Genomic DNA, 19,906 nt, shown 5'->3' with positions numbered 1-19,906 from the left:
ACGCATGGAGCCCGTTGCATTCATATCCCCTGTTCGGTGAGCTGGACAGGGGATTTTTTTATGGAGGCCGGCTAAAGCATTGCTTTGAATGCACTAGCTGGAGGTCTGTGCCGATGGTTTTGGGGCAATGTCGCCCTACCATGGCGCAATGATGGAAATGAGCCAACGGCTACCCAACGATTTCGCTTGCGAGCTGCCCGATGATGCCGACGGCATCTATGCATTGGCGGCACGGTCCATGTTTCAGCTGTTCTCGTCAATGAGCCAGGGTATGTTTCTGGTCGACAGAAGCGGGCGCATTGTCTGGGTCAACAAAGGCTACGAGCGTTTTTTGCCACGCCTGGGAGTAGCCGGTGTGGGCGATTTTCTCGGGCATAAGGTGGAGGAGGTCATCCCCAACACGCAGATGCGCAGCGTGTTGGAGACCGGCAAGCCGGTCCTGATCGATCTGCTGACCAATAGCGCCGGAACCTTTGTCGTCAGCCGCCTGCCGCTGCATGACGATGAAGGTGGCGTGATCGGTGCCATCGGCATTGTGCTGTTCGACCAGCCCGAGACAACCTTGCAGCCGCTGATCAGCAAGTTTGCGATGCTGCAGCGCGATCTCGATGAAGCGCGGCGCGAGCTGGCTGCCCAGCGCAGCCGCAGCCTGCAGGCGTCCGTGCAGGGTTCGCGCCGCAGCAAATACAGCTTTGCCAGCTTTGTGGGCAGTAGTCCAGCTGCGGTCGAGGTCAAGCGCCAGGCGCGACGGGCGGCCCAGTCCATGAGTCCGGTGCTGCTGCTGGGCGAGACCGGTACCGGCAAGGAGGTGCTGGCCCATGCCATCCATGCCGCATCGGCGCGGTCTGGCGGTCCTTTTGTGAGCGTCAATATCGCGGCCATTCCCGAAACGCTGCTGGAGGCCGAATTCTTCGGCGTGGCTCCGGGCGCATTCACCGGAGCCGACCGCAAGACGCGCGATGGCAAGTTCAAGCTCGCCGATGGCGGCACCCTGTTTCTCGACGAAATCGGCGACATGCCCGCCAGTCTGCAGGCCAAGCTGCTGCGGGCCTTGCAGGAGGGAGAGATCGAGCCGCTGGGCTCCAACCAGATCGTGCATTTCGATGTACGCGTGGTGGCCGCCACCTCTCGGGATCTGCTGCAGATGGTGCGCGACGGGCGCTTCCGGGAAGACCTGTTCTACCGGCTGCATGTGCTGCCCGTGCGCGTGCCGCCGCTGCGCGAGCGCAGCAGCGATATCCCGGCCCTGGTGGAAATGCTCTGCGAGGACCTGGCGCTGCGCAACGACATGGTTCCACCGGAGCTGGGAAAGGGGGCGCTGGAATTGCTGGTCGCACAGGCCTGGCGCGGCAATATTCGCGAGCTGCGCAATGTGCTGGAGCAGGCAGCCATGCGCTGCGACGACTCGCACATCGATGCCGGCCTGCTGGCACAGGTGCTGCGCTCGTCCGGGGTAGAGCTGCAGGTTCCGCATCGGCCGCCCTTGGCGCAGGAACCCGTGGCTGCGGCAGGCGATTTGCTCAAGCCGCTTGCCGAGCAAATGGCCGAGCTCGAAGCCCGTGCGATAAGGGCCGCGATGCAGGCCCATGGGGGCAACAAGCTGGCCGTTGCAAGGACGCTCGGCATATCGCGCGCCAAGCTCTACGACCGGCTCGAGAAGCTGAATTTCTGAGTCATGCTAGGGATTGCCCTTGGTGAGTAGGACTTGGTTTGTTTTTATAGTTATAAAAAATATCTAATTTGAGTCCGGAGACAGCATGGCATTGGTACAAGGGCAGGAGTTGTGGAGGCCCACGCAGCAGCAGCAGGAGCAAAGCGGCCTGTGGCATTACATGGACTGGCTGCGCGACAGCCGTGGCCGTGACTTCTCCGACTATGAAGCGCTGTGGCAATGGTCGGCGACGGATATCGAAGGCTTCTGGCGCTCCGTCTGGGACTATTTCGGCATTCAGGCCGATGGTGACCCGACGCAGGTGCTGGCCGGCCGCAAGATGCCGGGTGCCGAGTGGTTTCCCGAAACCCGGCTCAACTATGCCGAACACATCTTCCGCCAGGCCAGCGACCAGCGTCCGGCCATCATTGCGCGCTGCGAGGGCCAGACCCCGGTCGAAGTCTCCTGGCAGCAGCTGCAGCGCGATGTGGGCGCCCTGGCGGCAAGCCTGCGCGGTCTGGGCATCGTGCGTGGCGATCGCGTGGTGGCCTATCTGCCCAATGTGCCGCAGACCGTGGTGGCGTTTCTGGCCTGTGCCAGCATTGGCGCCATCTGGTCCAGTTGCGCGCCGGAGATGGGCGTATCCGTGGTGCTGGATCGCTTCCAGCAGATTGCGCCCAAGCTGATTTTCGCGACCGACAGCTATAGCTATGCCGGCAGGCAGTTCGATCGCCGTGAAGTGCTGGACGAGGTACTCCAGGGTCTGCCCGATATTGCCCGGGTGATTCATGTGCCGGGGCCCTTGTTCGGCAGCGATGCCGAACACGCGGCCGTGCCCTGGCGTGACTGCATGAGTTGGGCCGATGCAACGTGCCATGCAGCGCCGCTGCAGTTCGAGCGCCTGCCGTTCTCCCATCCGCTGTGGGTGGTGTACTCGTCGGGAACCACCGGCCTGCCCAAGGCCATGGTGCACAGTCATGGCGGCATCGTGCTCACCCATCTCAAAACCAATCGCCTGCAGCACGACGTGTTGCCCGGCGATCGTTTCATGTTCCTGGGCAGCACCGGCTGGATTGTCTGGAACCTGATGATAGGCAGCCTGCTGGCCGGCGCGACCGTGGTCCTGTCCGACGGCAACCCGACGGCGCCGAGCGACGATGCGCTCTGGGACTTCATCGACCAATACCAGGTCAGCATCTTCGGTTGCGGTGCGGCCTTCCTCACCAAGAGCATGAAGGATGGCGTCTCGCCGAAGAAGGGGCGCCAGTTCGAGAAGCTGCGTGCCATCAACTCCACGGGCTCGCCGCTGCCTCTCGATGCCTATGCCTGGGTCTACGAGAACGTCAAAAATGATCTGTGGCTGGCCTCGATCAGCGGCGGCACGGATATCGCCTCGGGCTTTGTGGCCTGCGCGCCCATACTACCCGTCAACGCGGGCGAGATTCAGTGCCGCGAGCTGGGTGTGGCCGCCTATGCCTTCAACGAACAGGGGCAGAGCGTGGTCGGCGAAGTCGGCGAGCTGGTGATCACCGAGCCCATGCCCTCCATGCCCGTGTTCTTCTGGAACGACAAGAGCGGGGCGCGCTACCACGACAGCTATTTCGACGTGTTTGCCGGCTGCTGGCGCCATGGTGACTGGATCGAGTTCAGCGAGCGCGGCACGGCCGTGATCTACGGACGCTCGGACAGCACCATCAACCGCTTCGGCATACGCATGGGCACGGCGGAGATCTACCGTGTCGTCGAGGAGCTCGACGCCGTCAAGGACAGCCTGGTGGTCGATCTCGAATATCTGGGTCGACCTTCCTTCATGCCGCTGTTCGTGACTCTGGCCGAAGGCCAGGCATTGACGGGCGAGCTGACCGCCCAGATCAAGAACGCCATCAAGACCAAGGCTTCGGCACGCCATGTGCCCAATGTGGTGGTTCAGGTGGCCGAGATTCCGCGCACCCTCACCGGCAAGAAGATGGAGGTGCCGGTGCGCAAGCTGCTGCTGGGAGCGGACGCCGCCAAGGTGGCCAGCCCCGATGCCATGGCCAATCCATCCAGCATTGATTTCTTTATTCAATTTCGAGAGCAGGTACCGCAGGCGTGACAAGCGCTTGAGGCTGATTTGACTCAATACCCAAAGCAGGCCCACCCATGAATCATCAAGATCTGATCGCCATAGACTTCCACACCCATGCGGAAGTCAGCTGCCGCAATCCCTTTGACAGCTACGGCGAGGAGTACGACCGCGCGGCCGACAAATACTTCGGCAGCTCGCTGCGCCCGACGATCGACGAAACCATTGCCTATTACCGCGAGCGCAAGATCGGTCTGGTGATGTTCACGGTGGACAGCGAGGCGCAACTGGGTCGCCGCCGCATCCCCAACGAAGAGATTGCCGATGCCGCGCGCGAGAACAGCGACATGATGGTGGCGTTCGCCAGCATCGACCCGCACAAGGGCAAGATGGGCGCGCGCGAGGCCGAGCGCCTGATCACCGAATGCGGCGTCAAGGGCTTCAAGTTCCATCCCACGGTGCAGGGCTTCCATCCCTATGACCGCATGGCCTGGCCCATCTACGAGGTCATCAACCACTACAAGCTGCCCGCCATCTTCCACACCGGCCACAGCGGCATCGGCAGCGGCATGAAGTGCGGCGGCGGTCTGCGCCTGGCCTACAGCAACCCCATGCTGCTGGACGACGTGGCCGTGGACTTCGGCGATATGCAGATCGTCATGGCCCATCCCAGCTTTCCCTGGCAGGACGAGGCGATCTCGGTGGCGCTGCACAAGCCCAATGTCTGGATCGATCTTTCGGGCTGGAGTCCCAAGTATTTCCCCAAGCAGCTGGTGCAGTACGCCAATACTTTGCTCAAGGACCGTGTGCTGTTCGGTAGCGACTTCCCGCTGATCACGCCCGAGCGCTGGATGAAGGACTTCGAGGTCGCCGGCTTCAAGCCCGAGGTCATGCCCGGCATTCTCAAGGACAACGCCGTGCGGCTGCTGGAGCTGGACGGAAAACGCGATGCCGCATGAAAGCCACAAGGATCACCCCGGTGATCCTTTTTTCATGGCGGATTGAGCAAAGCCTGGGATGGGCCCTAAGGTGGCTGTTGATTTGTATTGAAATCAGTCACTGTATGAATTAAAGACATTAATTGTCTGATTTTCAGTCGATATGGGGCTGCGTATGGTGGCTCTTCAGAGGAAAACCAGACTGGCACGAAGACTGCTGTCTGCACACCATAGAAAGACAAGCGGACAACCGCATCCATCCTCAAGGAGACAATACATGCACAAGCGCAGCCTGCTGCAGGCGGCCGTTCTGGCGGCCATGGTGATTCATGTTCCCGGCGCCCTGGCGCAATCCGAAATCCGCATTGCCCATGTCTACAGCAAGACCGGGCCTCTGGAAGCCTACGGCAAGCAGACCCAGGCGGGCCTGATGATGGGCCTGGAATATGCGACGGGCGGCAGCATGACGGTGGCGGGCAAGAAGCTGGTGGTGATCGAGAAGGACGACCAGGGCAAGCCCGACCTCGGCAAGAGCCAGCTGGCCACCGCATATTCGGACGACAAGGCCGATCTGGCCGTGGGGCCCAGCGCTTCGGGCGTGGCGCTGGCCATGCTGCCCGTGGCCGAGGAGTACAAGAAGATCCTGATCGTCGAGCCTGCCGTGGCCGATTCCATTACGGGCGACAAGTGGAACAAGTACATCTTTCGCACTGGCCGCAATTCCAGCCAGGACGCGATCGGCAATGCCGTGGCCATAGACAAGCCCGGCGTGACCATCGCCACGCTGGCCCAGGACAACGCCTTCGGCCGCGACGGCGTCAAGGCCTTCAAGGAGGCTGTCAAAAAAGGCAAGCTGGTGCATGAGGAGTACCTGCCCGCAGCCACGACCGACTTCACGGCCGGCGCCCAGCGCCTGATCGACAAGCTCAAGGACCAGCCGGGCAAGAAGATCATCTGGATCGTCTGGGCCGGCGCCGGCAATCCCTTCAAGATCGCCGACATGGACCTCAAGCGCTACGGCATCGAGATCGCCACGGGCGGAAACATCCTGCCCGCCATGGCGGCCTACAAGAACCTGCCGGGCATGGAAGGCGCGACCTATTACTACTACGGCATTCCCAAGAACCCTGTCAACGAGGCGCTGGTGTCCATGAACTACAAGCAGTTCAAGGCGCCGCCGGACTTCTTCACGGCAGGTGGCTTCTCGGCCGCCATGGCCATCGTCACGGCGCTCAAGAAGACCAATGGCGACACCAAGGCGAATACGCTGATTAAGGCCATGGAGGGCATGAGCTTCGATACGCCCAAGGGCCAGATGACCTTCCGCAAGCAGGACCACCAGGCCATGCAGAGCATGTACCACTTCAGGATCAAGAACGACCCGGCCTTTGCCTGGGGCGTGCCCGAGCTGGTGCGCGAGATCAAGCCTGAAGAAATGAACGTTCCCGTCCGGAACGGGCGCTAACTCCCTGAGTTACTTCGCCCAGGCGGCCCCGCGCCTTCCCCTAACCGGGCGTCCCCTCTCTCTTTGGGAGGGAGACGACGCCATCGCCGCGAGGCGGCTCTTGCTCGGCGTCTCTGACTTGGTCAGCGCGCGGGCAAGGTTAAGTTCACTTTTTGATAGCTGCATGCGCTTGTGCATAGGGCGCTAGGGGCTGATTTGCCTATTTCTCATGCTGACCACTGACAAGCTCACCATTCGCTTTGGCGGCCATGTGGCGGTCAATAGTGTGACCTGCTCCTTCGAGCCGGGCACGCTGACGGCCATCGTCGGCCCCAATGGCGCGGGCAAGACCACCTACTTCAATCTGATCTCGGGGCAGCTGCGGGCCACGGAGGGCCGGGTGTCGCTGCAGGGGCGCGACCTTACGGGTCTGGCACCCTCGGCGCGCACGCGCGCCGGCCTGGGACGGGCCTTCCAGCTCACGAATCTGTTTCCGGCCCTGTCGGTGCTGGAGAACGTGCGCCTGGCCGTGCAGGCCACGCGCCAGGGCGCGCACCGGCGCGGCATGAACCTCTGGAGCATCTGGAGCGACCACCGCGCATTGCTGGCGCGCGCGCAGCAAATCCTGGAGCAGGTGGCGCTTTGGGCGCGGCGCGATGAGCCGGTTTCGGCCCTGCCGCATGGCGACCAGCGCAAGCTGGAGGTGGCGCTGCTCATGGCGCTGGAGCCGCAGGTCTATATGTTCGACGAGCCCACGGCGGGCATGAGCCATGACGAGGCGCCGGTGATCCTCGACCTGATCCGCGAACTCAAGAAGGACCGCAGCAAGACCATTTTGCTGGTGGAGCACAAGATGGACGTGGTGCGCGAACTGGCCGACCGCATCATCGTGCTGACCAACGGCACGCTGGTGGCTGACGGCAAACCGGGCGAAGTCATTGCCTCGCCCGTGGTGCAGCAGGCGTACCTGGGGCTGACGCCCCAGGATGCCGTTGGCGGCACTGACGCTCCCCCCCATCCCAGCCTTCCCCCGTCCGGGGGAAGGAGAGAACAGCCATGAGCGAGCTACTGTTGGAACTCCAGGGCGTGCACACCCATATAGGCGCCTATCACATCCTCCACGGCGTGGACTTGGCTGTGCCGCGCGGAGAGGTCACCATGCTGCTGGGCCGCAATGGCGCGGGCAAGACCACCACGCTGCGCACCATCATGGGCCTGTGGCAGGCCAGCCAGGGCAGCATCCGTTTCGGCCAGCAGGACATCACGCGCCTGGCCACGCCGGCGATTGCCCAGCTCAACATCGCCTATGTGCCCGAGAACATGGGCATTTTTGCCGACCTCACGGTCAAGGAAAACCTGCTGCTGGCTGCACGCTCGGCCTCGCATGCTGCGCGCATGGACCGCTCGCGCCTGGACTGGATCTACGAGCTGTTCCCGGCCGTGCAGAAATTCTGGGACCATCCGGCCGGCAAGCTCAGCGGCGGGCAAAAGCAGATGGTGGCCGTGGCGCGCGCCATCGTCGAGCCGCGCGATCTGCTCATCGTGGATGAACCCAGCAAAGGTCTGGCTCCGGCCATCATCAACAACATGATCGAGGCCTTCGCCCAGCTCAAGGCCGGCGGCGTGAGCATTTTGCTGGTCGAGCAGAACCTTGCCTTCGCCAAGCGCCTGGGTGACGGCGTGGCCGTAATGGACAACGGCCGTGTCGTACACGCGGGCCGCATGGCCGATCTTGCGGCCGACGAGGAACTGCAGCAGTCGCTGCTGGGGCTGGCGCTATGAGGTCACAAAAATCAAAGCAAAAAGCAGCTCAAGCGCTGGCAGCTATGGATATGAAAGTTGGTGCCGAGGTAAAGACATGATGCGCAAGGACCTGGATTACAAGCCGCTGCTGCTGGTGCCGCTGCTGGCGCTGGCTACCTTGCCCCTGGTGGGCTCTCCCAGCACCTGGCTCACGCTGACGGTGGCGGGCCTGGCCATGGGCATGATCATCTTCGTCATCGCCTCGGGCCTGACCCTGGTGTTCGGCCTCATGGACGTGCTCAACTTCGGCCATGGCGTGTTCATCGCGCTGGGCGCCTTCGTCGCCACCAGCGTGCTCGGTGCCATGGGCGACTGGACGGGCTCGGCGCAGCTGTGGCGCAACCTGGTGGCCGTGCTGCCGGCCATGGTCGTGGCCATGCTGGTGGCGGGGGCCCTGGGCCTGGCCTTCGAACGCTTCATCGTGCGGCCTGTCTACGGTCAGCATCTCAAGCAGATTCTCATCACCATGGGCGGCATGATCATCGGCGAGGAGCTGATCAAAGTCATCTGGGGGCCGCAGCAGATTCCGCTGCCACTGCCCGAAGCCATGAAGGGTGCCTGGCTGCTGGGCGACGCGGCCGTGGAGAAATACCGGGTCTTTGCCGTGCTGGTGGGGGCTGCTGTGTTCGCCGTGCTGGCCTGGACTCTGGCGCGCACCAAGATTGGTCTGCTGATCCGCGCCGGCGTGCAGGACCGCGAGATGGTCGAGTCCCTGGGCTACCGCGTGCGCCGATTGTTCGTGGCCGTGTTCGTCGCGGGCTCGGCCCTGGCCGGCCTGGGCGGCGTGATGTGGGGCCTGTACCAGCAGAACGTGGTGGCGCAGATGGGCGCCCAGGTCAATGTGCTGATCTTTATCGTCATCATCATCGGCGGTCTGGGCAGCACAGGCGGTGCGCTGATCGGTGCGCTGCTCGTCGGGCTGATGGCCAACTACACGGGCTTCCTCGTGCCCAAGGTGGCGCTGTTCTCCAATATTGCGCTCATGGTGGCCGTCCTGCTGTGGCGGCCCCAGGGCATCTATCCGGTTGCCAACAGATGAGATACCCCCTGAGTCGCTTCGCGCCCTCCCCCTGGAAGGGGGACGCCACCCTCGCTGCGGGGCGGCGCGGCCGGCCCAGGCCCTTGCTCGGTGGCAACTGGCTTGGTGCATGCCGGCTGCATACGTGGCGCCATGAAAGTTTGAAAGGCTAGTCTGATGCTCAACCGTTTGCTCTCCGGCGACCTGCCGCGCAGCCGCGTGCTGGCCGTGTTGCTGCTGGCCATCTTCGCGGGCCTGGCCCTGGCGCCGTTTCTCTTCCCCGGCGTCAAGGCGCTCAATGTGGCGGCCAAGGTGCTGATCTTCGTGGTGCTGGTGGCCAGCTTCGACCTGCTGCTCGGCTATACCGGCATCGTGAGCTTTGCCCACACCATGTTTTTCGGTATAGGCGCCTATGGCGTGGCCATTGCCTCCACGCGCCTGGGTGCGGGCTGGGGCGCGCTGGCCGCGGGGCTGGGCGGTGCGCTCGTGGTCTCGCTGCTGCTGTCGCTGGCCATAGGCCTGTTTTCGTTGCGCGTGCGGGCCATCTTCTTCGCCATGATCACGCTGGCCGTGGCGGCGGCCTTCCAGACTCTGGCATCTCAGCTGTCGGACTGGACCGGGGGCGAGGACGGCCTGACCTTCAAGATGCCCGAATGGCTGTCACCCAGCTTCGAGCCTTTCGAGAACGATATCTTCGGCGTGACCATCGACGGCAAGATCCTCAGCTACTACCTGCTGTTTGTCGTGGCCGTGGCCCTGGTGCTGATGCTGCTGCGCATCGTCAATTCGCCGTTCGGCCGCGTGCTGCAAGCCATCCGCGAGAACGAATTCCGTGCCGAGGCCATTGGCTACCGCGTGGTGGTCTACCGCACCACCTCCAGCGTGCTATCGGCCCTGTTTGCCTGCGTGGCGGGTGCCATGCTGGCTGTCTGGTTGCGCTACAACGGGCCTGATACCTCGCTCTCGTTCGAAATCATGATGGACTGCCTGCTCATCGTGGTGATCGGCGGCATGGGAACCATCTACGGCGCGGTGATAGGCGCGGTGGTGTTCCTGATCGCCCAGAGCTATCTGCAGGATCTGCTGCGCATGGCCAGCGAGGCCAGTGCCAGTCTGCCTTGGCTGGCCGCACTGCTGTCGCCCGACCGCTGGCTGCTGTGGCTGGGCCTGCTGTTCGTGCTTTCGGTCTATTACTTCCCCACGGGTGTCGTGGGGAGGCTGCGCGCGGCTGCGGCGCGCAAGCCCTGACATCTTTTACTGGCATCCCTTCTCTGACCGCCTTCACTACGACAGGAGACAAAGCCCATGCAGAAGACCTATGCGATTGCCTTGCCGCCTCTTTCCCTTGGCGCCCTTGCGGTGCTGGCGGCCGCCGTGCTGACCGCCTGCGGGGGCGGCGATGGAGGCGAGCTCAATGCCAAACCCGGTTACCTGGGCACGGTGCGGCAGCAGAGCTATGACGGCAGCAGCGATGACCTGCTGACCGCGGGCCTGGGCAAGAGCGGCCTGGCCGTGGCCACGGCGCCGGGCTTTGCCAGCGCGCTCCAACCCACGGCGGCCGAGCTGCGCCGCCTGGCCATCTACACCAATTACCGCGCCATGCTGGACATGACTGCGGCGGGCGGCTACGGCACGCTCTACGGCCCCAATGTGGATGCGCAGGGCCGGGTGACGGCCGGCGAAGGCAGGATTGCCGGCACCGAGTACATCGCGTTCTCGGACGACGGCACGGGCCGCAAGAACGTCACGCTCATGGTGCAGGTGCCGGCCAGCTTCGATCCCAGGAAGGCCTGCATCATCACCGCCACGGCTTCGGGCTCGCGCGGCGTGTACGGCGCCATCACCACGGGCGAATGGGGGCTCAAGCGCGGCTGCGCGGTGGCCTATTCCGACAAGGGCACGGGCGCCGCGCCACATGACCTCATGAACGACACCGTGCCGCTGATCGACGGCACGCGCAGCACGGCTGCCGCAGCGGGCAAGCAGGCTGCATTCAATGCAGGGCTCACGGCTGGCGAACTGGCCGCCTTCAACACTGCCACGCCCAACCGCTTTGCCTTCAAGCATGCGCACTCGGGCCAGAACCCAGAGAAGGACTGGGGCCGTACCACGCTGCAGGCCGTGGAGTTCGCCTACTACGTGCTCAACGAGCGCTATGGGGACCGCAATATTCTGGGCGAACGCCTGCGGACGCTCAAGCCTAGCAACACCATCGTCATCGCGTCCAGCATCTCCAACGGCGGCGGCGCGGCGATTGCCGCCGCCGAGCAGGACTCGCAGGGGCTGATCAACGGCGTGGCCGTGTCCGAGCCTGCGGTGGAGTTGCCTGCCAGCCCCGGCGTGACCGTGCAGCGCGGCGGCACGGAACTGCCTGTGGTGGGCAAGACGCTGGTGGACTTCACGAGCTATGCCAACCTCTATCAATCCTGCGCCTCGCTGGCGGCATCGGTCAGCGGATCTCCCTATGCGGCTGCGTTTGCTGCGGGGTTTGCCAGCACGGCTCTGCCGATTGCGCCCAACCGCTGCGCGGCACTCAGGACTGCCGGCTTGCTGAATGCCACGACCACGGCGGCCCAGGCCGAAGAAGCTTTGCAGAAGCTGCGCGACTATGGCTGGGAGCCGGAGTCCAGCGAGCTGCACGCCTCGCTGGCCGCCTTTGAGGTGGCGCCCGCCGTGTCGGTCACTTTTGCCAACTCGCTCTCGCGCGCCAGCGTGAAGGACAACCTCTGCGGCTACAGCTATGCCGGTGCGACGGCTGCGGGCGCAGTGACGCCGTTGGCCCCAGAGGCGCTGGCCAGCATGTTCTCCACGGGCAACGGCGTGCCGCCATCGAGCGGCGTGCAGCTCATCAACAACAAGGGCAAGTTCGGTGCCGCGCGCGACTTCCTCTCCGTCTCGGTGAACTCGGGCCTGGCCGACTGGAACACGCCGGGTGCGCTATGCCTGCGCAATCTCGTCACGGGCAATGATGGCGCCGCCAGGGCGCTGCAGGCCGGTGTCGACGAGACAAGGCGCAACGGCAATCTGCAGGGCAAGCCGGTCATCATCGTCCATGGCCGCGCGGATGCGCTGCTGCCCGTGAACCACACGACGCGGCCCTATGTGGCGCTCAACCGGAAAGTGGAAGGCGCTGCCAGCAAGCTCAGCTATGTGGAGGTCACGAATGCCCAGCACTTCGACAGCTTCATCGGCCTGCCCACCGTGCTGCCGGGGTACGACACGCGTTACATCCCGCTGCATGTCTATCTGAACCGCGCGCTCGATGCCATGTATGACCACCTTGCCAACGGCAAGGCGCTGCCTCCCAGCCAGGTGGTGCGCACCGTGCCGCGTGGTGGCAACCCGGGCCAGGCACCGGCCATACAGCCAGCCAATCTGCCGCTGATTGCCGGCACGCCGGCAGCGGCCGACAGGATAGAGGTCAGTGCCGGAGCCATCCGCGTGCCGGACTGATACGCATGACCGGCCGGTGGCTACGGCTGCCGGCTGACTACCGAAGTTGATAGCTGATAGCGCTTATCACATATGCGCTGGAGGCCTTTTTGATGCTGAAACCTGCCATGCCCAACAACTGCGCTTCTGCGGCCATCGTGCCGGCATCCTGCTATGCGAACTGCGCTGGCTACGAGATTCATTACCTTGACTGGAAGCCGCAAGGCCCGACCAAGGCTACGGTGATCGCCTGGCATGGCCTGGCACGCACGGGGCGCGACATGGATGCACTGGCGCAGTTTCTTGCGGTGCAAGGCTATCGCGTCATCTGCCCTGATACGCTGGGCCGCGGCCTGAGCCAATGGAGCCGCAACCCGCGCGAGGAGTATCAGCTGCGCTTCTATGCCCGGCTGGCACGCGAGCTGATGGATGCGCTGGCGCTGCAGCAGGTGCACTGGGTAGGCACCAGCATGGGCGGAGCGATAGGCACGGTCTGTGCATCCGGCCTGTTCGAGCCGGATCTCAGGCAGCGCATTCTCACGCTCACGCTCAACGACAATGCGCCCGAACTGGCCGAGGCTGCGCTGGCCCGCATCAAGAGCTACGCGGGCCGGCCGCCGGTGTTCGACACCGTCGCCGAGCTGGAAGGTTTTTTCCGCGCGGCCTACAAGCCCTATGGCTGGCTCAGCGATTTCGAGTGGAGCAAGCTGACCGAGACCAGCACGCGTCGTTGCGATGACGGCCGCGTCACCCCGCATTACGATCCGCGCATGATCGAGCAGTTCACCGAGCATGACAACGACTATCTGCTCTGGGATCACTATGACGCGCTGCAACTGCCCGTGCTGTTGCTGCGCGGCGAGGAGTCCGATCTGGTGCTCAAGCCGGTGGCCGAGCAGATGCAGCAGCGTGGCCCCGGTGCTCAAGGTCTGCTGACCTGGCTGGAGGTGCCGGACTGCGGCCATGCGCCGGCGCTCAATGTGAGCACGCATTTCGAGGCCGTTCTGTCCCATCTGCACCAGGCTTGACGCGCAAAACCTCGCAGGCCCGGGGATGTTCGCGTCTCGCTAGCATCGGTGGCTAACCCTGGTCGGGGTAAGGAGCGTGGGTCATGGGTTTTGTCGTGGATCTGATTCGGGAATACGGCTTCGGCATTGTCTTTCTCAATGTGCTGATAGAGCAGCTGGGCGCGCCCATCCCGGCCTATCCGGTGCTGGTGGTGACCGGAGCGCTGGAGGGGGGCAGCCTGGCACGTCTGGGCTGGCTCACCGTGATTGCAGTGGCCGCAGCGCTGATAGCCGATGTGCTCTGGTACCACGCTGGCAGGGCCTATGGGCACAGGGTGCTGGGACGTATCTGCCGCATTTCGCTCTCGCCCGATGCCTGCATACGCCAGACCGAGTCGGTTTATGGGCGTTGGGGCGCCAAGTCCCTGCTGGTGGCCAAGTTCGTGCCGGGCTTTGCCTCCATTGCCAGTGCGTTGGCCGGTGTGGTGGGCACGCCGCTGCGCACCTTTGTGTTGTTCGATACGCTGGGGGCCCTGATCTGGGTGGGCTCGGCGGTGTTTCTGGGCTCGCTGTTCAGCTCCACGGTGCAGGATCTGCTCGATGTGCTGACGGCACTGGGCAAATGGGGGCTGCTGCTGCTGTGCGTGGCGTTCGCGGTCTTCGTGGCGCGCAAATGGTGGCAGAGGCAGCGCGTCGTGCGTTCGCTGAAGATGCCGCGCATGTCGGTCGAGGAACTGGCGGGGCTCAACGCCCAGGGCATCACGCCGACGGTGATCGATGTGCGCGAACCCCTGCTCTTCGGTCAGGGTCATATTCCCGGAGCCAGCTCCTGGCTGGAGCATCAGGGCAAGGGCAAGGCGGCCTACGAACATTTGCTGCCGCGCGAGCGGCATGAGCATGGCCTGGTTGTGTACTGCGACTGTCCCGACGAGATCTCCGCCGCGCGCGTGGCCCGGCAATTGCAGCGTGCGGGATTTCACAACGTCCGGCCATTGTCCGGTGGCCTGACGGCCTGGGAGGCAGCGGGCTTCGAGCTGGAAAAGCCCCGGGCCTGAGCAGGCGCCAAAGAAAACGCCCTGACCATTCCTTGGGCAAGGCGTCGAGCGGATCGAGGCGCTTATTTGCCGGCAGGCATGGAGCAATGTCCGCCCTGTGCTGCCTGGCCGGAGCCGGCTGCGATCAGCGGCGCTTCAAAGCGCAGGTCGATGGCCGGCGATGTATGAAAGTCCCAGGCCAGAAAGACGAGCAGCAGAGCCCAGAATAGGGTGCGCAAGGTGCTTGGTGAGGTCATGGTTGTTCCTTGCTCAGAAGCCGAAATGGCGGCGGATGCGCAGGCCGAAGATGGTGCCTGCAAATGCCAGTGGGACCCAAATCCAGCCGTGGATGGAGCCGGTGGAGATGCCCGAGAGCATGGCGCCCACATTGCAGCCGAAAGCCAGGCGCGAGCTATAGCCGAGCACCAGTCCCGCCACCAGGGCCACGACCCATTGCGTGCCTGTCAGTGCCTTGGCTGCCGCGGGCTTGCCGGCGGCAATCCACAGTGCGCCGCCCAGAATGCCGATATTGGTGATGCTGGTCACGTCCAGCAGCACGGTCTCGTGCAGGCGTGCCGCATTGCCGGGCTGGCTCCAGAACCAGTTGCTGGCCAGATCGACGGCGCCCGTGGCGTTGGCGATCTTGGCGGCCCACAGACCAAAGCCGTAGACCACGCCCCAGGGCTGGCCCGCAATGGTCAGATTGAGCGTGGCCAGGATGGCCAGCAGCACGGCGCCGACCAGCCATTTGCGCACCAGCAGCGGCTTGGCCGGGCGGTTCAGGGCGGCATTGGCCTTTTTCACATACAGGGCCACGCCTGCCGCTATCACGGCCAGTGCGACCAGCGTGGCGATCAGCGCTGGAGCCCAGCCCCATTGCGTGACCAGACCCACGGGTGCCGTATTGCCCAGGTCCAGCCACCAGCCCAGGTGCAGGCTGCCCAGAAAGCTGCCGATCGCGAACAAAGGCAGTATGGCCGCGTTCATGGGAATGCCCATGCCGGCTTTGTACAGCGTGCCGCTGCCGCAACCGTCGGCGATCTGCATGCACAGGCCGAAGACAAAGGCTCCAACCAGCAGGCTGATGCTGGGGGGGCCGAGAGCTGCCGTCAGCTCGGGGAAATGGCCCAGCAAAGGCATGGCCAGGGCTGCAGCCAGCGCCAGCAGCAGCAACTGGCCAAAGATGCCGCTGCCGTCTTTTTCCTCGACCAGCATGCGCCAGCCCGTGGTGAAGCCAAAACGCCTGCCGGCCAGCACCGCGCCCAGGCCTATGCCGACGGCAAACAGTGCCGCCTGACGCACCGAGACTGACCACAGCAGCCAGCCAAAGAAAACGGCCAGCAAGGCCGTTATGGGAAGTCGTTTCATGTGTTTTTATGGAATTGATGGGTAAGGACTGCGACGCACTTTCCGCAAAGGGCATGCACCCAGATCAGAGACAACGAGCAAAGGCCGCCCTGCAGCGAAGTTGTTGTCCCCTTGGGGGCGCCCGGCTAGGGGAAGGCGCGAAGCGACTCAGGGGAGTCATTTAAAAGTTTTTTCCCACCATTTCTGGGCGTCATAGGCCAATGACTGGGCGCGGCCCGGCTGGTTGGCCATGCGCGGCGCGTCCTTGGATTGCGTCCAGTCCACCATGGAGCCCGCATACAGCTTCACATTGGGCAGGCCCGCCATTTCGGACAGGCCGAACCAGTCGGTGGCCGCCCAGTGACCGGTGTTGCAGAAGGCCACCATGTCCTGGCCTTGCGGGCGCTGGACCTTTGCGGCGATCTCCCTGGCCTTGGCGGTATCCACGAACTGCGAAGTACCTGGTACAAACCACTGGTTGAAATCCAGCTGCTGGGCGCCGGGCAGGGTGCCCGAGAGCTTGGCGGCGGGCGCACGGGTCTTGCCCAGATAGAAGGCGTCGGGACGCGAGTCCACCAGAGCCGCGTTGGAGAGGTCGAGATGCCTGCCCACGTCCTGCTGGGTGGCCAGCCAGCTGGCGTCAAAGGTCGGTGCGTAGCTGCTGGGTGCGATCTGCGTGCGGGTCTTGGCCAGGGGCTTGCCTGCGCCTTCCCAGGCCTTCATGCCGCCGTTGACGATGGACAGCTCCTGGAGACCCAGGCTTTTGAGCGTCCAGTAGACGCGGGCCGTGGCACCGAAGTCCGTGGCATCGGCACCGCTGGAGATCACGATGGCATGCGTGGCTGGCGTCAGGCCCAGGGACTGCACCAGCGCCACCAGCTTGGCCTGGTCGGGCAGCTCGCCGGGATTGGTGGCGGGGCCGCGCCATTTGCCGTAGGGGGCGTTGGCGGCCTGGGCGATATGGCCGGCCTCGAAGGCTTTGGGGTCGCGGATATCGATGAGGCGGACATCGGCCTGCTGCAGCAGTGGCTGCAGTTGCTCGGGGTTGAGCAGGGGTTGGGCTGCGAGCGCCCAGGCGCTGGTGCCCAGGCCCAAGCCCAGAACCAGCGCATAGCTTGTCAGAGAGTTTTTCATGGCAGGAGTCGGCAAAGCCGATTCGTCAGGGGCATGGCTATGCCCAGGGCCTCTATTGTCCGGCCTTGCCGCGACAAGGCCAACCAAGAAAAACTTGTCTGCTTATTGCCTGGGGTCATGAACCCGCGAACAAACAGCGTGGTTTCTGATAAATGTGATTGAAAGTGGCTGAGTCGCTTTGTGAGTAAGCGATTGCGGCTATCAATATTGAATGGTCATGCGCTTTGCCCGGACGGAAACAGCTCCTGCACTGCCCGCCGGATGCCGCCATAGCCCGTACAGCGGCAAAGGTTTCCGCACATCTGGGCCTCGGCCTCGGCGGCTGTGGGGCGAGGCTGCTGCTGGTGCAGCCAGCTCATGCTCATGACCATGCCGGAGGTGCAATAGCCGCATTGCACGCCGCCGCAGCGCGCCAGCGCGTCGCGCACGGGTTCGCTGGCGCTGTCCTGTGCCACGGACTCGATGGTGCGCACGGTCTGGCCCTGGATCTGATAGGCCATCAGCAGGCAGGCATTCACGGGCTCGCCGTCGAGCCAGACCATGCAGGCGCCGCAGCGCCCCACTTCGCAGCCGGGTTTGGCCCCGGTGAGGTGCCAGTGCTCGCGCAGCAAGGTCAGCAGCCGGGTATCGGGGCTGCAGCTGGCGCTGACCGGCTGGCCGTTCAGATTCAGCTGCAGCACAAAAGCCGAAGCCTCCTTTGCGCTGGCTGCGGGTGGCTTGCCGCCGTGCTCCGGGATGTGGGTCATCGTCATGGTGTGGAGGACTCCGCGCCCGCTTCCAGCAGCGCGATCACACGCTCCGGGGTCATGGGCAGTTGGGTGATGGGGCGCTGCAGTGCGGCGGCCAGGGCATTGGCCACTGCGGGCAGGGCCAGGTTGACGCTGATCTCGCCGGCTCCGCGCGGTCCTATGGGATCGCCCTCGGGAAGGTTCTCGATCGCCAGCACCTGCATATCAGGGGCATCGGCCAGCGTGGGGATCAGATAGCCGTCGAGATTACGTGCCTGGTAGTGGCCGTCCAGGCAGGCCAGCTCCTCCTGCGTGCCCATGGCCAGGCCCATGAGGGCGCCGCCTTCCATCTGGCCCAGATAGCCCTGGGCCGATGCCACGGGGCCCAGGGCCGTGCACATCACCAGCCGCTGAACCTTGACCATGCCGCTCCAGCTGTCGACGCGTACCTGGGCAATGGCGGCGCAGGCTCCGAAGACGAAGTGGGTGTCATGCGCGTTGCCCTCCGGGTCCTCGGCGCGCAGGTCTATGGAGATACAGGGCGCTTGTTCGCCCAATGCCCTTGCCAGATCGGCGTAGCTCAGGCGCAGGCCCGCAGCGCTTTCCAGGCCCCATGCGCCGCAGCGCAGAGGGATATCGGGCAGCAGTCTTGCGGCTGCCAGGAGCAAGGCTTGCTGCCAGGGCCGGGCCGCCTCGTGCAAGGCGCGCCATACCAGCGTGGTGGCGCGCGAGGCGGCCACCGGGCCCGAGTCGGGCGTCAGCCGGGTATCGCCCAGCACCGGCCGGATCGCGTCGGCTGCGCAGCCCAGATGCTGCGCGCCCAGGCTCTGTATGGTTCCGACCAGGTTCTGTCCCAGCTCGGTAAAGCCGCAGCGCAGCTCGATCGCACCATCGGCGGCCAGGGCCAGCTGCATACGGCAGTCACTGGGGCCACCCTTGCCAAAGCCATCGCTGCGATGGATCAGCGTGAGGCCCACGCCATGCAGATGGCGGCCGTCCGCGCTGGCCCAGCGATGCGGCCCGCGCCACAGCGCTTGCTGGCGGGCGACATCGAGTGCGCGCTGGGGGCCGTCAAACGGCACGACATGCTGGCCCAGCGGGCCGGGTGCCTCGGGAGCGGCGAGATTGAGGGCGCGAAACGCGTCAGCTGTCATGCCGACCAGCGCAGCCAGTCTGTCCATCTGCTGCTCAAGTGCAAATTGCACCTGCACGGCACCGAAGCCGCGGAACGCACCGGCGATGCCGTTGTTCGTATAGGCCAGCCTGGCGCTGAGGTCCAGTGCCAGATACCGGTAGGGGCCGGGGGCATGCTCGAGCGCAGCATCCAGCACCTCGGGGCCATGCGTGGCATAGGCCCCGGTGTCGGCCACTATCTGCACCTGGTGGTAGGTGAGCCGCCCCTGTGCATCGCAGCCGGTCTGCATGTCGATCTGCATGGGATGTCGCTTGACACCCAGATCCACCGATTGCGGACGTGTCAGGTGCAACCGCACGGGGCGCTGCGCCCTCCAGGCCAGCAGGGCCGCAATCGGCTGAATCGTCAGCTCGTCCTTACCGCCATAGGAGCCGCCCACGGGCGTGCCCACGGCATGCACTCTGTCGTGAGGCAGGCCCAGCATGTCGGCGATGACCTGCTTGTCCCGCGCGGGGTTGTGGCCGCCGAAGAACAGGCGCAGGCCGCCCGCGCCATCGGGCTCGGCCACACCGCCTTCGGTCTCGAGAAAGGCATGCATCTGGCGTGGCGTGACATAGCTGTCCTGCACCCGGTGCACTGTGCTTGCCCGGGCCGCAGACATGTCGCCCTGGCGGTGGCTGGCGGCATGCAGCAGATTGCCACCCTGGTGGACCGGCTGCTCGGAGGCCGCCGTTCCGTCAAGGGCTGCGACCGGGTCGCAGACTGGGGGCAGGGGTTCGTAGTCAACCCGGATCAGCGCCAGAGCCTGCCGCGCCGTCTCCATGTCCACGGCCGCAACGGCGGCGACTGGGTCGCCCACATGGCGCACCTTGTCGATGCAGAGCACGGGCCGGTCCACCTTGCGCAAGCCATAGTGCTTGATGCCGGGGATATCGGCATGGGTGACCACGGCATGGACGCCTGGCAGGGCCTGGGCGGCGCTGGTATCGATATGCAGAATGCGCGCACGGGGATGAGGGCTGCCGAGAATCGCTGCGCGCAGCTGACCCGGTTGAATGCGGTCGGTCAGAAAGCCCGGGTTGCCGCCGAGCTTGGCCCAGGCATCGGGCCGGACCGGCAAAGCCTCCAGGCTCAGCTCGCGGATGTGATGAGGGGTGAGGAATTCCATGA

16 protein-coding genes are annotated in these 19,906 nt (G+C 64.6%); 11 read left to right on the top strand and 5 right to left on the bottom strand.

Annotated features, from left to right (window positions below; all coding sequences use genetic code 11):
* Positions 1–157 precede the first annotated feature (157 nt).
* From V8Z78_RS24890 to V8Z78_RS24840, 11 genes are all read left to right on the top strand, one after another.
* A complete protein-coding gene (locus V8Z78_RS24890) occupies positions 158–1,672 on the top strand; it encodes a sigma-54 interaction domain-containing protein (RefSeq protein WP_050788998.1) in 1,515 nt (504 codons plus the stop codon).
* An 85-nt stretch (positions 1,673–1,757) separates the two neighbouring features.
* Complete coding sequence (locus V8Z78_RS24885; RefSeq protein WP_003068819.1) at positions 1,758–3,746, top strand: acetoacetate--CoA ligase; 1,989 nt, start codon at positions 1,758–1,760, stop codon at positions 3,744–3,746.
* Between the two features lie 47 nt (positions 3,747–3,793).
* Positions 3,794–4,675, top strand: a complete 882-nt coding sequence (locus V8Z78_RS24880; RefSeq protein WP_057091712.1) for an amidohydrolase family protein — start codon at positions 3,794–3,796, stop codon at positions 4,673–4,675.
* A gap of 256 nt (positions 4,676–4,931) precedes the next feature.
* Positions 4,932–6,119, top strand: coding sequence for a substrate-binding domain-containing protein (locus V8Z78_RS24875; RefSeq protein ID WP_054075703.1), 1,188 nt, complete (start codon positions 4,932–4,934; stop codon positions 6,117–6,119).
* 208 nt (positions 6,120–6,327) lie between these two features.
* Positions 6,328–7,158 carry an ABC transporter ATP-binding protein gene (locus tag V8Z78_RS24870; protein ID WP_349732344.1) on the top strand — a complete coding sequence of 277 codons (831 nt, stop codon included), beginning with the start codon at positions 6,328–6,330 and terminating at the stop codon, positions 7,156–7,158.
* Positions 7,155–7,880, top strand: a complete 726-nt coding sequence (locus V8Z78_RS24865; protein WP_046462605.1) for an ABC transporter ATP-binding protein — start codon at positions 7,155–7,157, stop codon at positions 7,878–7,880. Before V8Z78_RS24870 ends, V8Z78_RS24865 begins: the two co-directional genes overlap by 4 nt.
* A 76-nt stretch (positions 7,881–7,956) precedes the next feature.
* Positions 7,957–8,940 carry a branched-chain amino acid ABC transporter permease gene (locus tag V8Z78_RS24860; RefSeq protein WP_003068832.1) on the top strand — a complete coding sequence of 328 codons (984 nt, stop codon included), beginning with the start codon at positions 7,957–7,959 and terminating at the stop codon, positions 8,938–8,940.
* A gap of 156 nt (positions 8,941–9,096) precedes the next feature.
* Complete coding sequence (locus V8Z78_RS24855) at positions 9,097–10,167, top strand: branched-chain amino acid ABC transporter permease (RefSeq protein WP_003068834.1); 1,071 nt, start codon at positions 9,097–9,099, stop codon at positions 10,165–10,167.
* Positions 10,168–10,224: 57 nt separating this feature from the next.
* Complete coding sequence (locus V8Z78_RS24850; RefSeq protein WP_349732343.1) at positions 10,225–12,372, top strand: D-(-)-3-hydroxybutyrate oligomer hydrolase; 2,148 nt, start codon at positions 10,225–10,227, stop codon at positions 12,370–12,372.
* Between the two features lie 92 nt (positions 12,373–12,464).
* Positions 12,465–13,379, top strand: coding sequence for an alpha/beta fold hydrolase (locus V8Z78_RS24845; protein WP_349732342.1), 915 nt, complete (start codon positions 12,465–12,467; stop codon positions 13,377–13,379).
* An 83-nt stretch (positions 13,380–13,462) separates the two neighbouring features.
* Entirely contained in the window at positions 13,463–14,413 is a 951-nt protein-coding gene (locus V8Z78_RS24840) for a VTT domain-containing protein (RefSeq protein WP_003068843.1), read from the top strand.
* Between the two features lie 62 nt (positions 14,414–14,475).
* Here the strand turns inward: V8Z78_RS24840 and V8Z78_RS24835 are convergent, their stop codons facing one another.
* From V8Z78_RS24835 to V8Z78_RS24815, 5 genes are all read right to left on the bottom strand, one after another.
* Positions 14,476–14,649: a hypothetical protein gene (locus V8Z78_RS24835; protein WP_003068846.1), complete on the bottom strand. Its 174-nt coding sequence runs from the start codon at positions 14,647–14,649 to the stop codon at positions 14,476–14,478.
* Positions 14,650–14,662: 13 nt separating this feature from the next.
* Complete coding sequence (locus tag V8Z78_RS24830; protein ID WP_349732341.1) at positions 14,663–15,760, bottom strand: YeeE/YedE thiosulfate transporter family protein; 1,098 nt, start codon at positions 15,758–15,760, stop codon at positions 14,663–14,665.
* A 156-nt stretch (positions 15,761–15,916) separates the two neighbouring features.
* On the bottom strand, positions 15,917–16,873 hold the full coding sequence (locus tag V8Z78_RS24825; protein WP_003068853.1) for a sulfurtransferase: 957 nt from the start codon (positions 16,871–16,873) through the stop codon (positions 15,917–15,919).
* A 215-nt stretch (positions 16,874–17,088) separates the two neighbouring features.
* On the bottom strand, positions 17,089–17,625 hold the full coding sequence (locus tag V8Z78_RS24820; RefSeq protein WP_003068855.1) for a (2Fe-2S)-binding protein: 537 nt from the start codon (positions 17,623–17,625) through the stop codon (positions 17,089–17,091).
* Positions 17,622–19,904, bottom strand: coding sequence for a xanthine dehydrogenase family protein molybdopterin-binding subunit (locus V8Z78_RS24815; protein WP_349732340.1), 2,283 nt, complete (start codon positions 19,902–19,904; stop codon positions 17,622–17,624). The genes V8Z78_RS24820 and V8Z78_RS24815 overlap by 4 nt, the downstream gene beginning before the upstream one ends.
* Positions 19,905–19,906: the final 2 nt, after the last annotated feature.

The organism is Comamonas sp. wu1-DMT, assembly GCF_040187805.1.
GTDB classification, from domain to species: Bacteria; Pseudomonadota; Gammaproteobacteria; order Burkholderiales; family Burkholderiaceae_C; genus Comamonas; species Comamonas thiooxydans.
This window is presented reverse-complemented; position numbering and strand designations above follow the sequence as displayed.

Coding starts and splice junctions, on each gene's coding strand:
- V8Z78_RS24815 (WP_349732340.1), bottom strand. CDS start 19,904: ATGGAATTCCTCACCCCTCATCACATCCGCGAGCTGAGCCTGGAGGCT.
- V8Z78_RS24820 (WP_003068855.1), bottom strand. CDS start 17,625: ATGACGATGACCCACATCCCGGAGCACGGCGGCAAGCCACCCGCAGCC.
- V8Z78_RS24865 (WP_046462605.1), top strand. CDS start 7,155: ATGAGCGAGCTACTGTTGGAACTCCAGGGCGTGCACACCCATATAGGC.
- V8Z78_RS24880 (WP_057091712.1), top strand. CDS start 3,794: ATGAATCATCAAGATCTGATCGCCATAGACTTCCACACCCATGCGGAA.
- V8Z78_RS24885 (WP_003068819.1), top strand. CDS start 1,758: ATGGCATTGGTACAAGGGCAGGAGTTGTGGAGGCCCACGCAGCAGCAG.
- V8Z78_RS24855 (WP_003068834.1), top strand. CDS start 9,097: ATGCTCAACCGTTTGCTCTCCGGCGACCTGCCGCGCAGCCGCGTGCTG.
- V8Z78_RS24830 (WP_349732341.1), bottom strand. CDS start 15,760: ATGAAACGACTTCCCATAACGGCCTTGCTGGCCGTTTTCTTTGGCTGG.
- V8Z78_RS24870 (WP_349732344.1), top strand. CDS start 6,328: ATGCTGACCACTGACAAGCTCACCATTCGCTTTGGCGGCCATGTGGCG.
- V8Z78_RS24840 (WP_003068843.1), top strand. CDS start 13,463: ATGGGTTTTGTCGTGGATCTGATTCGGGAATACGGCTTCGGCATTGTC.
- V8Z78_RS24860 (WP_003068832.1), top strand. CDS start 7,957: ATGATGCGCAAGGACCTGGATTACAAGCCGCTGCTGCTGGTGCCGCTG.
- V8Z78_RS24825 (WP_003068853.1), bottom strand. CDS start 16,873: ATGAAAAACTCTCTGACAAGCTATGCGCTGGTTCTGGGCTTGGGCCTG.
- V8Z78_RS24845 (WP_349732342.1), top strand. CDS start 12,465: ATGCTGAAACCTGCCATGCCCAACAACTGCGCTTCTGCGGCCATCGTG.
- V8Z78_RS24875 (WP_054075703.1), top strand. CDS start 4,932: ATGCACAAGCGCAGCCTGCTGCAGGCGGCCGTTCTGGCGGCCATGGTG.
- V8Z78_RS24850 (WP_349732343.1), top strand. CDS start 10,225: ATGCAGAAGACCTATGCGATTGCCTTGCCGCCTCTTTCCCTTGGCGCC.
- V8Z78_RS24890 (WP_050788998.1), top strand. CDS start 158: ATGAGCCAACGGCTACCCAACGATTTCGCTTGCGAGCTGCCCGATGAT.
- V8Z78_RS24835 (WP_003068846.1), bottom strand. CDS start 14,649: ATGACCTCACCAAGCACCTTGCGCACCCTATTCTGGGCTCTGCTGCTC.